Origin of the sequence: Cellulomonas sp. JZ18 (assembly GCF_009720485.1) — a bacterium.
Lineage (GTDB): Bacteria > Actinomycetota > Actinomycetes > Actinomycetales > Cellulomonadaceae > Cellulomonas.
The window spans coordinates 2513499-2529468 of the sequence record NZ_CP045245.1 but is presented as its reverse complement, the minus strand read 5'-3'; the positions used below and the strand labels follow the sequence as shown (position 1 = coordinate 2529468).

The window sequence follows — 15970 nt, the reverse complement described above, 5'->3', positions numbered from 1 at the left end:
TCAACCGTCCCCGCGGTCCCGCGTCGGTGCGGCGCCGCGCCGGGCCCGGTAGGCGGCCACGTGCACCCGGTTGGCGCAGCCGTTGACGTCGCAGAACCGGCGCGAGCGGTTGCGCGAGAGGTCGACGAGCACGGCGTCGCAGTCGTCGGCCGCGCACGTGCCCAGGCGGTCCCACTCGTCCGCGCGCACGAGGTCCGCGGCTGCGAGCGCCGACTCGGCGAGCACGACCGCGGCGGGAGGGGCGTCCGGCGCGGTGGCGTGCAGGTGCCAGTCCATCGCGTCGTGCCGCACGAGCGAGGGGACCGCCTCGGCGTCCTGCAGCATGGCGTTGACCGCACCCGCCGCCGCGTCGCGGTCGAGCGCCCAGAGGGCGGCGACCCGGGTGCGGGCGTCGCGGACGGCCGCGAGCTCGGCCGCGTCCCCGTCGTGCCGGCCGGTGTAGCCCCACCGGGCGCGGAACGCCGCGAGGTCGGCGACCGACGCGAGCGCGTCCGTCCCGTCGCGTCGGCGCTCCGTGTTCACGAGGTCGGCGGCGGCGCGCAGGTTCGCCTCCGTGTCATGGGCGAAAAGCATGTTGACCCCTGTCGCGACGGCACCGTAGCGTCATGAGCATAGGAGCGCTTCGCACCTGACACCGGCGACGCCGGCGCGTGCACCGGCTCCTCGTCGTCGCGGTCACCGGCCGCGACGCCGGCCGTCCGCGCCGCGGGCGGCGTCCGTCGCCCGCACGGCGGGCCGGGGTGTCGGGGGTGCACGTGCAGGGGACGGGTGCGCGCAGCGCGGGGGTCGTCGCCGGTCTCGCGGCCGCGCTGGCGTTCGCGACGAGCGGTCCGGTCGTCAAGCCGCTGCTCGCCGCCGGCTGGTCGCCGGGCGCGGCGATCCTCGTGCGGCTCACGCTCGGGGCGGTGCTCCTCGCCGGCCCGGCGGTGCTGGCCCTGCGCGGGCGGTGGTCGGTGCTGCGCGCCGACGCCGCCACGGTCGTCGGGCTCGGGCTCCTCGGCGTCGCGGGCGCCTCGACGTCCTACTTCCTGGCCGTCGACCGGCTGCCCGTCGCCGTCGCCCTCCTCGTCGAGTACACGGGCCCGCTGCTGCTCGTGCTCTGGTCCTGGCTGCGCACGCGGCAGGCGCCGTCCCGCACGACGCTCGCCGGGGCCGCGCTCGCCATGGGCGGCCTCGTGCTCGTGCTGGACGTGACGGGCTCGCTGCGGCTGGACCCGCTCGGCCTGGTGTTCGCGCTCGCCGCCGCCGTGGGCAACGCCGCCTACTTCGCGCTCACCGCGCGGCCGATCGCGCTGCCGGCCGTGACGCTGGCCGGTGCGGCGATGGTCGTGGGCGCGGCCACGGTGGCGCTCCTCGCGCTCGTGCGGGTCCTGCCGCTGGAGGCGCCCGACGTGCGGGTGGACGTGCTCGGCGCGCGCGTGCACTGGGCGGTGCCGCTCGCCGTCGTCGGCGTGGTGCCGACGGCGGTCGCGTACGGGGTGTCCGCCGTGTCGGTGCGCCTGCTCGGCGAGCGCGTCGCGTCCTTCCTCGCGCTGTCCGAGGTGCTGTTCGCCGTGCTGCTGGCGTGGGTGCTGCTCGGCGAGGCGCCGCGCGGCGTGCAGGTCCTCGGTGCGGCGCTCGTCGTGGCCGGGGTCGCGACCGTGCGGCGCGGCGCGGACCGGGACGTCGTCTCCGGCGCCGCACCGCCGCCCGCGGACGTCCTCGCCCCGGCGCCCGACCAGGACCTCGACCCCCCGGCCGGGCGCGCGACGACCGTCAGCCCCCGAGCGTGACCTTCAGGACCCGCTCGTCGCTGTTGTTCGCGACCGAGTCCTTGTCGCCGCGCGTGCTCGTCGTGACCCACAGGCCGCCGTCGGCGCTCGGCTCGACCGTGCGCAGCCGCCCGTACGTGCCCTGCAGCAGCGACTGCACGTCGGTCAGCGCGCCGTCCGCGGTGATCGTGGCGCGGTACAGGCGGGTGCCGCGCAGGCACGCGATCCACAGGTCGTCGCCCACGACCGCGATGCCGCTGCACGACGCCGCCGCGACGGGCAGCGTCAGCCGCGGGGCGACCAGGCCCGGACCCGAGCACTGGCCGGTCGTGCCCTCGCACTGCGGCCAGCCGTAGTTGCCGCCGCGCACCACCAGGTTCGTCTCGTCCATCACGGAGTTGCCGAACTCCTGCTGCCACAGGCGCCCGCGCGCGTCGAACGCGAGCCCCTGCGGGTTGCGGTGGCCGTAGCTCCACACGGCGTTGCCGAACGGGTTGTCCGCCGGGATGCCGCCGTCGGGACGCACCCGCAGCACCTTGCCGGCGAGGTTCGCGGTGTCCTGCGCCCAGGCGGGGTTCTGCCCGTCGCCGGTCGCGACGTAGAGCATGCCGTCCGGGCCGAACCGCAGCCGGCCGCCGTTGTGGTACTTGTTGCGCGGGATCCCCTGGACGAGCACCTGCGGCGCGCCGGACAGGGCACCGTCGACGTACCGCACGCGCACCACGCGGTTGTCCGTCGCGGTGGTGTGCATGACGTACAGCCAGGGGTCGGTCGCGAAGTCCGCGGCCACCGCCAGGCCGAGCAGGCCGCCCTCGCCGTCCGTGCCGACGAGTCCCGGCAGGGTGCCGACGACACGCGTCGCACCCGTGGCCGGGTCGAGGCGCACGACCTGGCCCGCGTCCCGGCGCCCGTAGAGGACGGAGCCGTCGGGCAGCTCCACGAGCCCCCACGGCAGGTCGCGGTCCGTGGCGACCTGGCGCACGGAGCAGATCGCGCTGCTGCACCCCGCGCCCGTCGTCACGGCGACCGCCGCGGACGCCGGCGACCGGTTGCCCGCCTGGTCGCGCGCGCGGACGGCGTAGGAGTAGGCCGTGCGCGGTGCGAGGCCGGAGTCGACGAAGGACGTGGCCGACCCGGGGACCGAGCCGACGACCGTGCCGTCGCGCAGCACCTCGTACCCCGTCACGCCGACGTCGTCGGTGGACGCGCGCCAGCTGACCGTCACGGCGGTGCCGGACGCGCTCGCCGCGACGCCGGTGGGCGTGGTCGGCGCCGTCGTGTCCGTCTGGCACGGCGGGACGGTGAGCTCCAGCGTCGGGCTGGCCTGCGAGACGTTGCCCGCGGCGTCGCGCGCGTTGACGTACAGGCCCCACGTGACGCCCGGGACGAGCGTCAGCCGGGCCGACGTCGGGGACGCCGGGACCGTGAGCATGTGCTGGCCGTCGTGGTAGACGTCGTACGCGGTGACCCCGACGTCGTCGGTCGACGCCGTCCACGTCAGCGTCGCGGCCGTGCACGTGAGCCCCGAGACGCGCAGCCCGCCCGGCGCCGTCGGCGGCGTCGAGTCCGCCGTCGTGCCGAGCGGCACGAGCCGCCACTGCTCGTTGGGCCCGCCGTGGTCCCGCCACTGGATGATGCGCGCGCCGTCGGCGCGGGAGGCGTCGCGCACGTCGAGGACCATCGCGCTGTGCCGCAGCTGCAGGCGCACGTGCCCTCGGGGGAGTCGAGGAGCCGGACCTGCTGGTGCGTCGCGGTCCCGGCCGTGCGCTGCGTCACGGCGGCCCCGCGGGTGCGGGACCCGTCGGCGACCTCGAGCGCCTTGCCGGAGTGGCGTGCCCGCAGGGAGTACCAGCCGCCCCCGGCGTCGACGAACCGCCACTGCTGGGAGGCGCGGTCGTCGCGGGTGGTCTGGACGAGCGCGGCACCGTCGGCCGTGGAGGCCCCCGCGACGTCGAGCGCCTTGCCGCTGTGCCGGTTGACGAGCACGTACCAGCGGCCCGGGTCGACCGTCGCCGCGCTCGCGGGCGCGGCCGCGACCGGGACGAGCAGGACGGCGAGCGCCGCCACGAGGGCGCCGACGAGCGCGCGGGCGCCCGCCCGGCGGCGCCGTGCCGCTCGCCCGTGCTGGACGGGCCGCTGCCGGCGTGCGGCGTGGTGGTGCGGTGCCGGGGTCTCGGACGTCATCGCTCGGTCCCTTCGCGCAGGTGCACCCGACGATGCGCCCGTGCGCCGGGACGGACAACCCCGGGCCGGGTCCGAATCGCTTCGGGGCGACCCGAGTCAAAGATTCTTGACACGCTCCCGTTGTGCGGGCATCCTCGTGATGTCAAAGATTCATGACATCGAGGAGGCGGACGTGTCGTACGAGGAGAAGGGCGCCTGGGTCTACGGGCTCGTCGCCCTCGCCGGCTGGGTGACGTACGTCCTGGTGCTCCTGGTCCGGGCCGACGGGGCCGCCCTGGCCGACTCGCCGTACGTGCCGACGCTGCTGTGGACCATCGGGATCTCGGCGTTCGCCCCCGTCGTCGGACGTCTGCTCGTGGAGGTGGTCCGACCGAGCGAGACGCACCGTCCCGACGTCCGCGACCGCGAGATCGACCGCCGCGGCGAGTACGTCGGCGGCATCGTGCTCGGCGTCGGGATGGTCGGGCCGTTCGCGCTCGCCCTCCTCGACGCCGACAGCTTCTGGATCGCCAACGCCATGTACACCGCGTTCGTCGTCGCGGCCGTCGTCGGGTCGCTCGTCAAGGTCGTCGCCTACCGCCGGGGGCTGTGACGTGGGTCCGAGCCCGAAGCCGACCCGCGTCACGAACGCCATCCGGGCGCTGCGGGCCGCGCGCGGCGACATGACCCAGGCCGAGCTCGCCCGCCGCATCGGCGTGACGCGCCAGACCGTCATCGCCATCGAGCAGGGCCGGTACTCGCCCTCGCTCGAGACCGCGTTCCAGATCGCGCGCGCCCTCGACGTCCGCATCGACGAGGCGTTCGCCTACCCCGACGACGCCGACTGACCCGGGCGCCGCGACCCCCGCGCCGCAGCCGCCGCCGGCACCGCCCGCCCGTGGTCCCGCCCGTGGTCCCGCCCGTCGCCCCGCCCGTCGCCCAGCCCGTCGTCCAGTCCGTCGCCCAGCCCGTCGCCCAGCCCGTCGTCCGACCGCCGCCCAGGAGGCCGCCGTGCCCGCTCCCGCCCGTCCCCGCCCCGCCACGCCGGCGGCGACCACCACGACCGCCGTCGCCTACGACCGGTACGGCCCGCCGGACGTGCTCGCCGTCACGCAGGTGCCGATGCCCGTCCCCGGGCCCGACGACGTCGTCCTGGCCGTCGAGGCCGTCGCCGTCAGCCGCGCGGAGACGGCCTTCCGCGCCGGCGACCCGCCCCTCGCACGGCTCGCCACCGGCCTGCGGCGGCCGCGGAACCGCGTCCTGGGCGGTGACGTCGGCGGACGCGTCGTCGCGGTGGGGGAACGCGTGATCCGCGTGCAGCGAGGCGACCGGGTCGTCGCCCAGACCGGCATCGCCATGGGCGGGTACGCCCGCCACGTGCGCGTGCCGGCGGCGTCGGTCGTCCCCGTGCCCGACGGCGTGGGCACGCACGAGGCCGTCGCGCTCGTCGAGGGCGGGTCGACCGCGCTGCCGTTCCTGCGCGACCACGCGCACGTGCGGCCGGGCACCCGCCTGCTCGTGCATGGGGCCGCGGGTGCCGTCGGCGCCGCGGCCGTCCAGCTCGCGGCCCACCTCGGCGCGGACGTGACCGGCGTCTGCGGCCCCGACCACGTCGCGCTCGTGCGCTCGCTCGGCGCCGCGACCGTGGTCGACCGCACGGTCACACCCGTCGAGCGCGTCCGTGGGACGTTCGACGTCGTCCTCGACGCCGTCGGCGCGAGCTCGTTCCGCCGCTGCCGCCACCTGCTCGCGCCGCGCGGCCTGTACCTCACCACGGTGCCGAGCGCGGGGATCCTCGTGCGCACCGCGCTGCGCCCCCTCGCCCGGGGCCGGACCGCTGCGATCGCCTTCACCGGTCTGCGACCGGCCGCCGACAAGGCCTCCGACGCGGTGCACCTGCTCGGCCTGGCCGCGGACGGTGCGGTCCGCGGCGTCGTCGACCGCACGTGGCCGCTGGAGGAGGCCGCCGCTGCGCACGCCTACGTCGACGCCGGCCACAAGGCGGGCGCGGTGCTGCTCCTGCCGTGAGCCCCGGCCCGACGAGCGCGTATCGTCACGACGGGGCGGCGCCCGGGCGCCGCGACGAGGCACCACGGGGAGGACGACGGATGGCTGGGCTGACGGTCGGGTACGCGGCGATGCTCGAGCAGTTCCACCCGCGCGAGGCGGTCGAGCTGTCCGCGTACGCCGAGGAGCACGGCTTCTCCGGCGTCATGGCCGCCGACCACTTCCAGCCGTGGGTCCCGGCGCAGGGCCAGTCGTCCTTCGTCTGGAACGTGCTCACCGCCGTGGGGGAGCGCACCACCGGCGACCTGGGCCCCGGTGTCACCGCGCCGACGTTCCGCTGGCACCCGGCGATGGTCGCGCAGGCGTCCGCGACGCTCGCGGCCATGTACCCGGGCCGGCACTGGCTCGGCCTCGGGTCCGGCGAGGCGCTCAACGAGCACGTCGTCGCCGGGTACTGGCCGGAGGCGCCCGAGCGGATCAACCGCATGTTCGAGGCGATCGAGATCATCAAGAAGCTGTTCACGTCGTCGCTCGCGGGCAAGGACGTCAAGCACGCCGGGCAGTTCTACAAGCTCGAGTCGACGCGCCTGTGGACCATGCCGGAGGAGGCGCCCGAGATCCTCGTGGCCACGGCCGGTCCGGTCACGGCCAAGCGCACCGGCAAGCACGCGGACGGCATCATCACGGTCGGTGCCCCCCTGGAGAAGATCTCCGGGCTGTTCGGCAAGTTCGCCGAGGGCGCGCGCGAGGCGGGCAAGGACCCGGACGCGATGCCCAAGGTGCTGCAGCTGCACCTGTCGTGGGCGGAGACGGACGAGCAGGCGCTGGCGAACGCGATGCACGAGTGGCCCAACGGCGGCATGAAGTTCCCCAAGGCGGACATCCGCTCGCCGTTCGACTTCGAGCAGATGGCCAGGCTCGTGCGCCCCGAGGACTTCCAGGGCCGCATGGTGATCTCCGCGGACCCCGACGCGCACCGCGCGGAGATCCAGAAGTACGTCGACCTGGGCTTCGACCGCATCTACCTGCACAACGTCGGCCGCAACCAGCGCGAGTGGATCGAGGTCTTCGGCCGCGACGTGCTGCCGAAGCTGGTGCGCTGACGTGGGCGAGCTGCGGCTGTGGGCGCCCGACGGCGTGCCCGAGGTCGTCCCGGGGGACGACCTCGTCGCGCTGCTGGCGGCGGCGCTGCGTGCCGACCCCGACCCCGCGCACGCGCTCGCGGACGGTGACGTCCTCGTCGTGACGAGCAAGGTGGTCTCCAAGGCCGAGGGGCGCGTCGTGGCCGCCGACGACCGCGAGCAGGCGATCACCGACGAGACCGTGCGGGTCGTGGCGACCCGTGAGCACGCTGGTGGCGTCACGCGGATCGTCGAGAACCGCCTCGGGCTGGTCATGGCCGCGGCCGGCGTCGACGCGTCCAACACGCCCGAGGGCACCGTGCTGCTGCTGCCCCACGACCCCGACGCGTCGGCCCGCGCGCTGCGCGCGGGGCTGCAGGACGCGTTCGGCGTGCGGCTCGGCGTCGTCGTGACCGACACCGCGGGGCGGCCCTGGCGCCAGGGGGTCACCGACCTCGCGATCGGCGCCGCGGGCGTCCAGGTGCTCGACGACCTGCGCGGTCAGCTCGACACGTTCGGGCGTCCGCTGACGATGACGGTGGCCGCGGTCGCCGACGAGCTCGCGAGCGCCGCCGAGCTCGTCAAGGGCAAGGCCGCGGGTCGTCCCGTCGCGGTCGTGCGCGGAGCGGCGCACCTGGTGAGCGAGGACGACGGGCCCGGTGCGCGCGTGCTCGTGCGCACCGGACCGGACGACATGTTCCACCAGGGGTCGGCCGAGGCCTACGCGCAGGGGTGGAAGGACGCGCTGGCCTCCGAGGAGCGCTGACCGCGGCCTCAGGTCCGGTCGTGCCGGCCGCGGCCGTAGGCGACCCGCCGGAGGAACCACTCGGCCGGGCCCCGCACCCCCGCGCGCTCGAGCCCGACCGCCAGGGCGGTGGTGGCCGCGGCCACGCCCACCCCGACGACCACGCCCGCGGCCATGCCCACGCTGCCCAGCACACCCGTCGGCGGCGTCAGCAGCACGAGGAAGAGCGCGGACTGCGCGAGGTAGACCGTGAGCGAGCGGGCACCGAGGGCGGCGGCCGCGGTGACGGCGGGCCGCGGCACGGCCCCGGCCCGCACCGCGGCCACGACCAGCAGCACCGAGGTCCCCGCGGCGACGGGCGCGGCGAGCAGCTGGGCCGACGAGGCGACGAGCGCGCCGACCGGGCCGGGCGACCACAGCCCTCCGACAGCGGCCGCCATCGGGGCGCCGGCGGCCAGGGCCAGGACGAGCGCGACGACCCGCGTGCGCGCGGGACCCACGGGCGTGGCGGAATCGAGGCGACCGGTCCGCGCCCACCACACACCGAGGAGCGCCGCCGGGAGGACGGTCGTGAGGTGGACCGGCGCGACCAGCGCCGAGGCGGCGAAGGACGCCGCACGCTCGGCCAGCGCCTCGCCCCCGCTGGTCGCCGGGGCCGCTGCGCCCGCTGACGCGTCCGCGAGGAGGAGCGCGTCCAGGCCGCCGAGCAGCAGGGCGCCGGCGAGCCACGTCGTCACGCCCGTCCACACCAGGACCCGCGGCGACGCACGCACGAGGGCGAGCGCGACGAGCAGGGTGAGGCCGAGGAGCAGCAGCACGTCCCCGTCGAAGAGCAGGACGCCGTGCGCGACGCCGAGCGCGGCGAGCGCGGCGCACCGGCGGCGGACGTGGCGGCGCACCTCCGCGTCCGGAGCGTGGCGGGCGCGCATCGTCGCGACGACCCGCGCCAGGCCCCAGCCGAGGAGGAGGGCGAAGACGGGCAGGGTGGTGCGGTCCACGGTGAGCACGACGACGGCCGCCGCGAGCCGGTCGAGCGCGGTGACGGACGCCGGGTCGGGGTAGAGGCCCAGCCCGACGGCCGCGGCACCGACATGGGCGACGACGTTGGCGAGCGCAATTCCGAGCAGCGCGCCGCCACGTGCGACGTCGACGGCGAGGTCGCGTTCTGCGAGGGCCACCGGAACCGGTGCGTCGGCCGCCCGCGGCGCCGTTGCGCCGGCAATCTGAGCGTTCACGTTCCCCCGTCGAGAAGTGTCAGGCTGCGACGTGGGACGTTATCGACAATGTGCAGCGGCGGGCAACCGTCCTGACAGCCGACGTCGTGGCGGGAAAGCTGGACGAGCGCCCATGACGCGTGATTTCCAGCCGATTGCCAGCATATGAGACAAAACTAGACGGTGCTGTGCCGGCCCCGACACGATCTCCTCGGCCGACAGGCCACCAGGGGGGCTGCAGGTTGCCGGCGTCGTCGCCGGCCTCCGGACCCTTCCTGACACAAGTCACGCCGAGCGCGATGCGCCCGGCGTGACGTGCCAGCCATGGCAGTGGCTGGCGGGCTCACACATTCGCGAAGGGAAGTGTGATGGATCGAGGTTACAGGGCACGTCTGTGGCGGGCAACGGCGGTCGTCGCTCTCGGCGCCGCTGCGTTCTCGGGTGCGGGTGCCGCGAGCACGGCCGTGACGGCGCAGTCGTCGCAGGGGGTCGTCGTGGTGGCGGGGGCGTCGGCTCCCGCGTCCTCGCTGACGTCCTCGTCGGTGGGTGCGCTCTCGCAGGGCGCCGGCACCGTCGGTGAGGCGTCCGCCGCGGGGCAGACGTCCGAGAAGCGGCTGCGTCCGATCATCAACTGGATCAAGAACAACGCGAGCGCCGCGTGGAACTGGTTCGTGCAGCAGGCCAAGCGCAGCTACAACGCGCTGCGGAATGCCGTGGTGTCGTGGTGGAACGACCTGAACAGCGCGGTCCGGTGGCTCCTGCAGACGCTCGCGTCCTTCTCCATCGAGGAGCTGGTGCGCGCGATCTGGGACGCGATCTTCTGATCGTCTCCCTGACACCGCAGACGTTCTTCCAGGACGACTGACAAGAATGCACCCCGGGCGCTCGACGCGCCCGGGGTGCATTCCACACGGAGGGTGGAATGACGACGGTGAACGACAGGCGTGACGATGCGGCACCCGACAGGCCGCGACCGCGCCCGCGGCGGGCGACGGTTCTCGTGGCCGTTCTGGTCACGGTTCTCGCCTACCCGGCGGCGCTGTTCGTCGACGCGAGCTGGGACCTGCCGGCGGGAGCGCTGAAGTGGGTCCTCCTCTTCGCGGGGGTGGCGTCCGTCGACCCCCTGATGAAGCGGTGGCCGCGCGCGTCCGTGGCGTTCGTGGTCTGGGGCGGTGTCTACGTCGTCACCGCCGTGCGCTTCGTGCTCGAGGGCCGGTCGGCATGACGTCCGCACCACCCCGCCGGCCCGCGGAAGGGCTGCGTGCCGTCGGTCTCACCCGCAGGTACGGGCGCCGCACCGTCGTGGACGACGTCTCCTTCGAGGTCCGTCCTGGCCAGGTCGTCGGCTTCCTCGGGCCGAACGGCGCCGGGAAGTCGACCACGCTGCGCATGCTGTGCGGGCTCTCGCGTCCGGACGCCGGCACCGCGCTGCTCGACGGCGTGCCCGTGGCCCGGCTGCCCAACGCCGGGCGCGCGGTCGGGGTGCTGCTCGACGCGTCCGCCGTGCACGCGGGCCGCACGGTCCGTGAGACCGTCGCGCTCGTCGCGGCCACGATCGGCGAGCCGCCCGAACGCGCCGACCGGATGCTCGAGGCGGTCGGCCTCGGCCGGGTGGGCCGCCGGCGGGCGGGGCTCTGTCGCTCGGAATGCGACAGCGGCTCGCGCTCGCCATCGCCCTCCTGGGGGATCCGCGCTACCTCGTCCTCGACGAGCCGCTCAACGGCCTCGACACCGAGGGCGTGGGCTGGGTGCGCGGCGTCGTGACCGACTTCGCCGCGCGCGGCGGCGGGGTCCTGCTCTCGAGCCACCTCATGGCAGAGGTGGCCGGGCTGGTCGACCGGGTCGTGCTGATCGACCGCGGACGCGTCGTCGAGGACCGGCCGCTGGACGAGGTGCTGCGCGAGGACGGACTGACGCTCTGCCGCAGCCTCGACGACGTGCGGCTCGCGGGCGCGCTCGCGCGTGCCGGCGTGCACGCCGTCCCGGACACCGCGGGTCTGGTGTGCCGCTGCGACCCCGTCGACGTCGGCCGGGTGGCCGCCGCGGAGGGGGTCGTCCTCGTCGAGCTCCGCCCCGTCGTGCGGGAGCTGGCCGACTTCGTCCTGGAACGGACCCGCGGGGAGTTCCGGGCCGGCAAGCGCGCCGTCCGGCTCACCCCGGCCGACGAGGGGAGGGCGGGATGAACCGCGCCGCAGTCGTCACCCAGCCGTCGGCCGTGGGCGAGCACACGCCGGTGCCGTTCGCCCGCCTGGTACGGGTCGAGATCCGCAAGTGCCTCGACACGCGAGCCGCGCTGACGCTCATCGCGTCGTTCCTCGCGGTGGGCACCATCGCGCTGGTCCTCGTCCTCGTGGCGTCCCCGGAGCCGACGCTGGCGCTCGCCGCGCTGCCCGCCGCGCTCCTGGCGGTGGCGCTGCCGCTGCTCGGCGTGCTCGTCATGACGTCCGAGTGGAGCCAGCGGACCGCGCTGGTCACGTTCTGGCTCGTGCCGCGGCGCTCCCGCGTGCTCGGCGCGAAGGTGGTCGCGACGCTCCTGACCGGGGCCGCCCTGCTCGCCGTGACCGTGGTCGTGTTCCTCCTCGTGTCCGTGCTCGTCCTGGCCGTCCGGGGCGAGCCCCTGCGGCTGCAGGACGCGGGCTCCGGGCTCGCGCCGCTCCTCGCCGCCGGCATGACGGGCGTGGTGTTCGGGCTCGCGTGGGGTGCGCTGCTGCCCTGGACACCGGTCGCGGTGCTCGTCGTGGTGCTCGTGCCGCTCGCGGTCGACCCCCTCCTCGCCGTCGCCCTCGGGGACCGCGCGACGTGGTTCTCGTCGGGCGCGGTCCAGGACGCGCTCCTGGGCGGGTCCACCCCGGTCCCGGCGCTGCTGTCGTCGCTCACGCTCTGGTACGTGCTGCCCCTCGCCGCCGGGTGGTGGGTGCAGCTGCGCCGGGAGGCGCGGTGAGCGTCCCCGAGCTCCCGCGGGCGCGTGGCACCGTGGCGTGGTCCGCCGTCACGACCACCGGCGCAGCCCTCGGCTTCCTGCTCGTCGCCGGCTGGTGGGTCATGGTGCTGCCGGCCGGCGGGGAGGGGCTGCCGGGAGTGGTCGGCGCCCTCGGCGTGGTGCTGCTCGTCCTCGCGGTCGTGTACGTCGTCACCGGCCGCCCCGGGGACGTCCTCGACCGGCGGCCCGCGTACGGCGGGCCCGCCGGCCGCGTGGCGTGGCTCGCGCTGCCCGTCGTCGTGCTGCCGGCGGTCGCGCACGGCCTCACCACCGCGGGTGCCGCCGCCGCCGTCGCCCTGGAGGAGGTGCTGTTCCGCGGCGCGCCCGTGGCCCTGCTGGCGGCGTCGAGGTTCGCGGGCAGCCGGCGCGCGCTCGTCCTCACCGGTGGCGCGACCGCCGTCGCGTTCGCGCTCGCCCACGGCGAGCAGTCCGCCGCCGTCGCCGCGAACAGGTTGGGCTACGGGGTGGGCCTGTTCGTGCTCGCGTGGTGCGCGCGGAGCCTGCTCGCCCCCGTCGTGGTGCACCTGGCGTCCAACACCCTGTGGGGGGCGCTGCCGGCCGAGGTGCCCCTGGCCGTCGCGCACACCCTCGACGCCGTCCTGCTGGCCGCGGCGGTGACGCTCGCCCTCCTCGTCGCACGACGACGGGCCGACCTCCCGACGGCACGGCCCGCGTCGGGCACGGGCACGCCGCCCGAGGCGACTGCACCTCAGCGGGCGGCGACGAGTGCGCCCGGGCGGTAGACCAGACGGCGGTAGAGCGCCTCGGCCGGGCCGCGGCGTCCGACGCGCTCGAGCGCGACGGCGACCGCCACGGTGACGAGCCACACGCCGACGGCCCACGCGACCACGCCGGCCGAGGACAGGCGCTCCCCGAGCCCGCCCGCCCACGCGGCGAGCGGCAGCACGAACAGCACCGACTGGAGCAGATAGCAGGTCAGCGACCGCGTGCCGACGGCGCGCAGCGCGCGCCCGACCGGTCCGAGCGTCGCGACCGTCGTGCCGCGGGCGGCCACGAGCCAGGCCACGCCGGCGGCGAACGCGACGCCACCGGCGGTCCCGCTGACCTCGTGCAGGGCGGCGACGCCGAACAGCTGACCGGCCGTCGGCGTCCACACCTCGGCCACCGCCAGGGCCATCGGCAGGCCGCCGAGGACGCTCGCCGTCAGGCCGCCCACGACCCAGCGCCGCAGCAGCGGCAGGTGCGCCGCGGGCTGCTCGAGGACGCCGCGCCGGGCGAACCACAGGCCCAGGAGCACGAGCGGCAGCGCCGCGACCGCCCCGAACGGCGCGATGAGCACGGACCACGAGCGCAGCAGCATCGCGCCGAGGACCGATCCCTCTGCCCCGCCCATCACGTCGCCCTGGCCCATGAGGTCGGGCTGGTCCGCCGCCCACACGCTCAGCGCCTGGACCGCGCCCATGAGCACACCGGACAGCACGAGCGCCACGACGCCCACGACGGCGATCCGTCGCCCGGGCGCGCGGACGAAGGCGACGGCGACGAGGCCGGCCACGCCGTAGATCGCGAGGATGTCGCCGGCGAACAGCAGGAGGATGTGCACCACGCCGAACGCGACGAGCCACGCGGCGCGTCGCAGCAGGTCACGGCGGCAGTCGGGCCACGGCACCCACGCGGCGGCACGCCGCCGGACGACCACCCCGACGCCGTACCCGTAGAGCAGCGCGAACATCGGCATGGTCCGGCGGTCGACGAAGAGCGACACGACGCCGTTGACGAGCCGGTCGACGGGTGAGCCGTCGACCGGGCGGCTGCCGACGCCGACCTCGACGCCCCACAGGTGCAGCACGGAGTTGGCGATCGCGATGCCCAGCAGCGCGAGGCCGCGGGCGACGTCCGGCGCGACCGCGCGCTCGGCGGCCGGCACGGGCGTGACGGCGGGCGGGGACGCGGACGGTCCCGGGGCGGGCGGGTGCGGGGTGGGCGCCGGCGGCGTGGGCGTGCTCATGCGGACCATCCTCGCGAACCGGGGGGTCCGGGCGCCTCGTCCCCCAGGTGGGTGCGACGCTCCGCCGGAAGGACGAGCGCCGGGCCCGTCCACGGGTCGACGCGGCGGTCGGTGGACCGGTGGACCCGGCGGCGTGGTGTCAGCGGGCCGCGCGGGCGGCCGCCTTCGCGGCCTTCTTCGTCTCGCGGACGCGGGCGAGCGAGACCGGGTCGCGCACGTCGGCGATGGACCGGAACTCCTCGTCGCCGTACGCACCGGCGGCCTCGCGCCAGCCCGCGGGCGTGACGCCGCGCTGCTTGCCGAGCAGCGCGAGGAAGATCCGCGCCTTCTGGTCGCCGAACCCGGGCAGAGCCTTGAGCCGCTTCAGGACGGTGGGGCCGTCGGGGTCGCCGTCCGTCCACAGCCGCGTGACGTCGCCGTCGTACTCGTCCACCACCGCGCGCGCCACCGCCTGGATGCGGCTCGCCATCGAGCCGGGGTAGCGGTGGACCGCCGGCGGCGTCGCGCACAGCGCGGCGAACTCCTCGGGGTCGGCGCCGGCGACGCGGTGCGGGTCGAGGCCGCCCATGCGCTCCGCGATCTTCGCCGGCCCGGCGAACGCCGTCTCCATCGCGACCTGCTGGTCGAGCAGCATGCCGAGCAGGAGGGCGAAGGGGTCCTCGTCGAGCAGGCGGTCCGCCGCCTCGTCCCCGGTCATCCACAGCGGTGCCGTCATGGCGCCATTCTGACGCAGGGCGGCACGCGGGCGGGGCCGGTGGCGAGGTCGTCCCCGCCGTGCGGCGAACGACAGCATGGTGGGGGATCGTCGCGAACCAGCGCTCGTCCGCGGTCCACTCGTGCTCGGGTGCCCGGTGTCACGGGAGCGACGGCGGCTCCTCCATGTCGACGACGACCATGCCGGCGTCGCGCAGGCGCTGGACGTACAGGCGAGCGGCCGGTGGTAGTGGCGGTGCGTGCCATCCTCGCGCACGTCCTCGGGGGTCGTCGTCGCCCGGTCGCCGCACGCCGTCACCCTCGGCGCGAGAGCCGTACGGGTCATCCTCGTCGGTTCGCGCGACGCGCGCCCGGGCCTGCCGCCACACTGACCACGGTCCCCGTCGTGGTGGGCCTGTACTGAGTCAGGGGGCGATATGACCGACATGGTGCGGTGGACGGCTGGCGCGGCGACGTCGCGGCGGCGCGGCCGACGGTGGAGCACCTGACCTCGGCCCGCGTCGCGGCCCTGCGCGAGCAGGTGCTGCGACGCTGGCCCGAGGAGGTGCAGGAGCGGCTCTGGGACCGGACGCTGTGGCGCGTCGCCGTCCCGGCCCGGGGCCTGACGATCGAGGCGGAGGACCTCGAGGGGTACTGGTCGGTGCTCGTCGGCCCGGCGGGGCACGCGTTCGAGACGCACGACGCGACCGTCGGCACCCTGGTGCGCCTCGTGGACGCCGCCGTGCGGGGCGAGCTGTGGGTGGTGCGGTGGCGCATCGGCCGGCTGGCGGCCGGCTCGTGGCTGGAGGACGGCGAGGGTGTCGGCTTCACGGGCGGGCCGGGGGGCAGCTGGCTCGACCGCGTCGCCGCGTCCGTGCCCGGCTACCGCCGCACGCGCGTGCCGCTGCCGGCGGACCAGGGGGACCCGGCATGAGGGGCGCGGTGGAGGGGTTCTGCGTCGCCGCCACGGCCGCCGGGTGCGTCTGGGTGCTGCGCGACGCCGACGGGTACGTGACCGTGGGCTCGGCCGACGCGACGCGCACCGTCATGCCGTTCTGGTCGAGCAGGGCGGGAGCGGCCACGGTGACACGCCGGGCGCCCGCCGCGCGTGACCTCGTCCCCGAGCCCGTCGACCTCGAGGCGTTCACGTCACGGTGGCTTCCCGGCCTCGCGCGCGACGCGACCCGCGTCGGCGTCGACTGGACGGGCGTGCGGTCCGGGGGCGGCGAGTGCGAGCCGGACGAGCTGGTGGCGGCGCTGGCGCGCGCGGCGGCAGGAGCGGGCTGACGACGAGCGGGCGGCGGCGCCGGCCGCCGCCTGCTCGGTC

General features: G+C 76.1%; 18 protein-coding genes and 2 pseudogenes. 14 read left to right on the top strand and 6 right to left on the bottom strand.

The features are described from left to right. Positions 1-573: a CGNR zinc finger domain-containing protein gene (locus tag GC089_RS11455; RefSeq protein ID WP_155377784.1), complete on the bottom strand. Its 573-nt coding sequence runs from the start codon at positions 571-573 to the stop codon at positions 1-3. 176 nt (positions 574-749) lie between these two features. Between GC089_RS11455 and GC089_RS11450 the strand changes: the two genes are divergently transcribed. Beyond that, a complete protein-coding gene (locus GC089_RS11450) occupies positions 750-1772 on the top strand; it encodes a DMT family transporter (RefSeq protein WP_230684759.1) in 1023 nt (340 codons plus the stop codon). Here the strand turns inward: GC089_RS11450 and GC089_RS11445 are convergent. Together GC089_RS11445 and GC089_RS20115 are read right to left on the bottom strand one after the other, a co-directional pair. Next, a complete protein-coding gene (locus GC089_RS11445) occupies positions 1756-3459 on the bottom strand; it encodes a PQQ-dependent sugar dehydrogenase (RefSeq protein ID WP_230684758.1) in 1704 nt (567 codons plus the stop codon). The two genes, GC089_RS11450 and GC089_RS11445, sit on opposite strands and share 17 nt — an antisense overlap. Before the next feature lie 14 nt (positions 3460-3473). Further along, positions 3474-3935: pseudogene (locus GC089_RS20115) on the bottom strand (RICIN domain-containing protein); the annotation flags it as partial. Positions 3936-4074: 139 nt separating this feature from the next. Between GC089_RS20115 and GC089_RS11435 the strand changes: the two are divergent. The 5 genes from GC089_RS11435 (at position 4075) to GC089_RS11415 (ending at position 7808) form a co-directional block, all read left to right on the top strand. Next, positions 4075-4527, top strand: coding sequence for a hypothetical protein (locus GC089_RS11435; protein WP_230684757.1), 453 nt, complete (start codon positions 4075-4077; stop codon positions 4525-4527). A 1-nt stretch (position 4528) separates the two neighbouring features. Beyond that, positions 4529-4762: a helix-turn-helix transcriptional regulator gene (locus tag GC089_RS11430; RefSeq protein WP_255449012.1), complete on the top strand. Its 234-nt coding sequence runs from the start codon at positions 4529-4531 to the stop codon at positions 4760-4762. A 163-nt stretch (positions 4763-4925) separates the two neighbouring features. Further along, entirely contained in the window at positions 4926-5942 is a 1017-nt protein-coding gene (locus GC089_RS11425; protein ID WP_230684756.1) for an NAD(P)-dependent alcohol dehydrogenase, read from the top strand. 80 nt (positions 5943-6022) lie between these two features. Then, positions 6023-7024 carry a TIGR03557 family F420-dependent LLM class oxidoreductase gene (locus tag GC089_RS11420; protein WP_155377782.1) on the top strand — a complete coding sequence of 334 codons (1002 nt, stop codon included), beginning with the start codon at positions 6023-6025 and terminating at the stop codon, positions 7022-7024. Between the two features lies 1 nt (position 7025). Next, positions 7026-7808: a coenzyme F420-0:L-glutamate ligase gene (locus GC089_RS11415; protein WP_155377781.1), complete on the top strand. Its 783-nt coding sequence runs from the start codon at positions 7026-7028 to the stop codon at positions 7806-7808. 8 nt (positions 7809-7816) lie between these two features. Here GC089_RS11415 and GC089_RS11410 read toward each other — a convergent pair whose 3' ends face one another. After that, positions 7817-8965, bottom strand: coding sequence for a DUF418 domain-containing protein (locus GC089_RS11410; protein ID WP_155377780.1), 1149 nt, complete (start codon positions 8963-8965; stop codon positions 7817-7819). A 500-nt stretch (positions 8966-9465) separates the two neighbouring features. Between GC089_RS11410 and GC089_RS11405 the strand changes: the two genes are divergently transcribed. The 6 genes and pseudogenes from GC089_RS11405 (at position 9466) to GC089_RS11385 (ending at position 12724) form a co-directional block, all read left to right on the top strand. Continuing rightward, the gene (locus GC089_RS11405) at positions 9466-9825 is read left to right on the top strand and encodes a hypothetical protein (RefSeq protein WP_155377779.1); all 360 of its coding nucleotides are present in this window, start codon (positions 9466-9468) and stop codon (positions 9823-9825) included. Positions 9826-10001: 176 nt separating this feature from the next. Then, positions 10002-10226, top strand: a complete 225-nt coding sequence (locus GC089_RS11400; RefSeq protein WP_155377778.1) for a hypothetical protein — start codon at positions 10002-10004, stop codon at positions 10224-10226. Then, positions 10223-10662: pseudogene (locus tag GC089_RS19145) on the top strand (ATP-binding cassette domain-containing protein); the annotation flags it as partial. The gene GC089_RS11400 and the pseudogene GC089_RS19145, both read left to right, overlap by 4 nt. Positions 10663-10761: 99 nt before the next feature. Continuing rightward, complete coding sequence (locus GC089_RS19140) at positions 10762-11184, top strand: hypothetical protein (RefSeq protein ID WP_230684754.1); 423 nt, start codon at positions 10762-10764, stop codon at positions 11182-11184. Beyond that, entirely contained in the window at positions 11181-11942 is a 762-nt protein-coding gene (locus GC089_RS11390) for an ABC transporter permease (RefSeq protein WP_155377777.1), read from the top strand. Before GC089_RS19140 ends, GC089_RS11390 begins: the two co-directional genes overlap by 4 nt. Continuing rightward, a complete protein-coding gene (locus GC089_RS11385; RefSeq protein WP_155377776.1) occupies positions 11939-12724 on the top strand; it encodes a CPBP family intramembrane glutamic endopeptidase in 786 nt (261 codons plus the stop codon). Before GC089_RS11390 ends, GC089_RS11385 begins: the two co-directional genes overlap by 4 nt. Here the strand turns inward: GC089_RS11385 and GC089_RS11380 are convergent. Together GC089_RS11380 and GC089_RS11375 are read right to left on the bottom strand one after the other, a co-directional pair. Beyond that, a complete protein-coding gene (locus GC089_RS11380) occupies positions 12691-13950 on the bottom strand; it encodes a DUF418 domain-containing protein (protein WP_155377775.1) in 1260 nt (419 codons plus the stop codon). The genes GC089_RS11385 and GC089_RS11380 overlap by 34 nt on opposite strands. Before the next feature lie 139 nt (positions 13951-14089). Further along, complete coding sequence (locus GC089_RS11375) at positions 14090-14665, bottom strand: HhH-GPD-type base excision DNA repair protein (RefSeq protein ID WP_155377774.1); 576 nt, start codon at positions 14663-14665, stop codon at positions 14090-14092. Between the two features lie 432 nt (positions 14666-15097). Between GC089_RS11375 and GC089_RS11370 the strand changes: the two genes are divergently transcribed. Beyond that, the gene (locus tag GC089_RS11370; RefSeq protein ID WP_155377773.1) at positions 15098-15577 is read left to right on the top strand and encodes a hypothetical protein; all 480 of its coding nucleotides are present in this window, start codon (positions 15098-15100) and stop codon (positions 15575-15577) included. After that, positions 15574-15930 carry a DUF2750 domain-containing protein gene (locus tag GC089_RS11365; RefSeq protein ID WP_155377772.1) on the top strand — a complete coding sequence of 119 codons (357 nt, stop codon included), beginning with the start codon at positions 15574-15576 and terminating at the stop codon, positions 15928-15930. Before GC089_RS11370 ends, GC089_RS11365 begins: the two co-directional genes overlap by 4 nt. Positions 15931-15970: the final 40 nt, after the last annotated feature.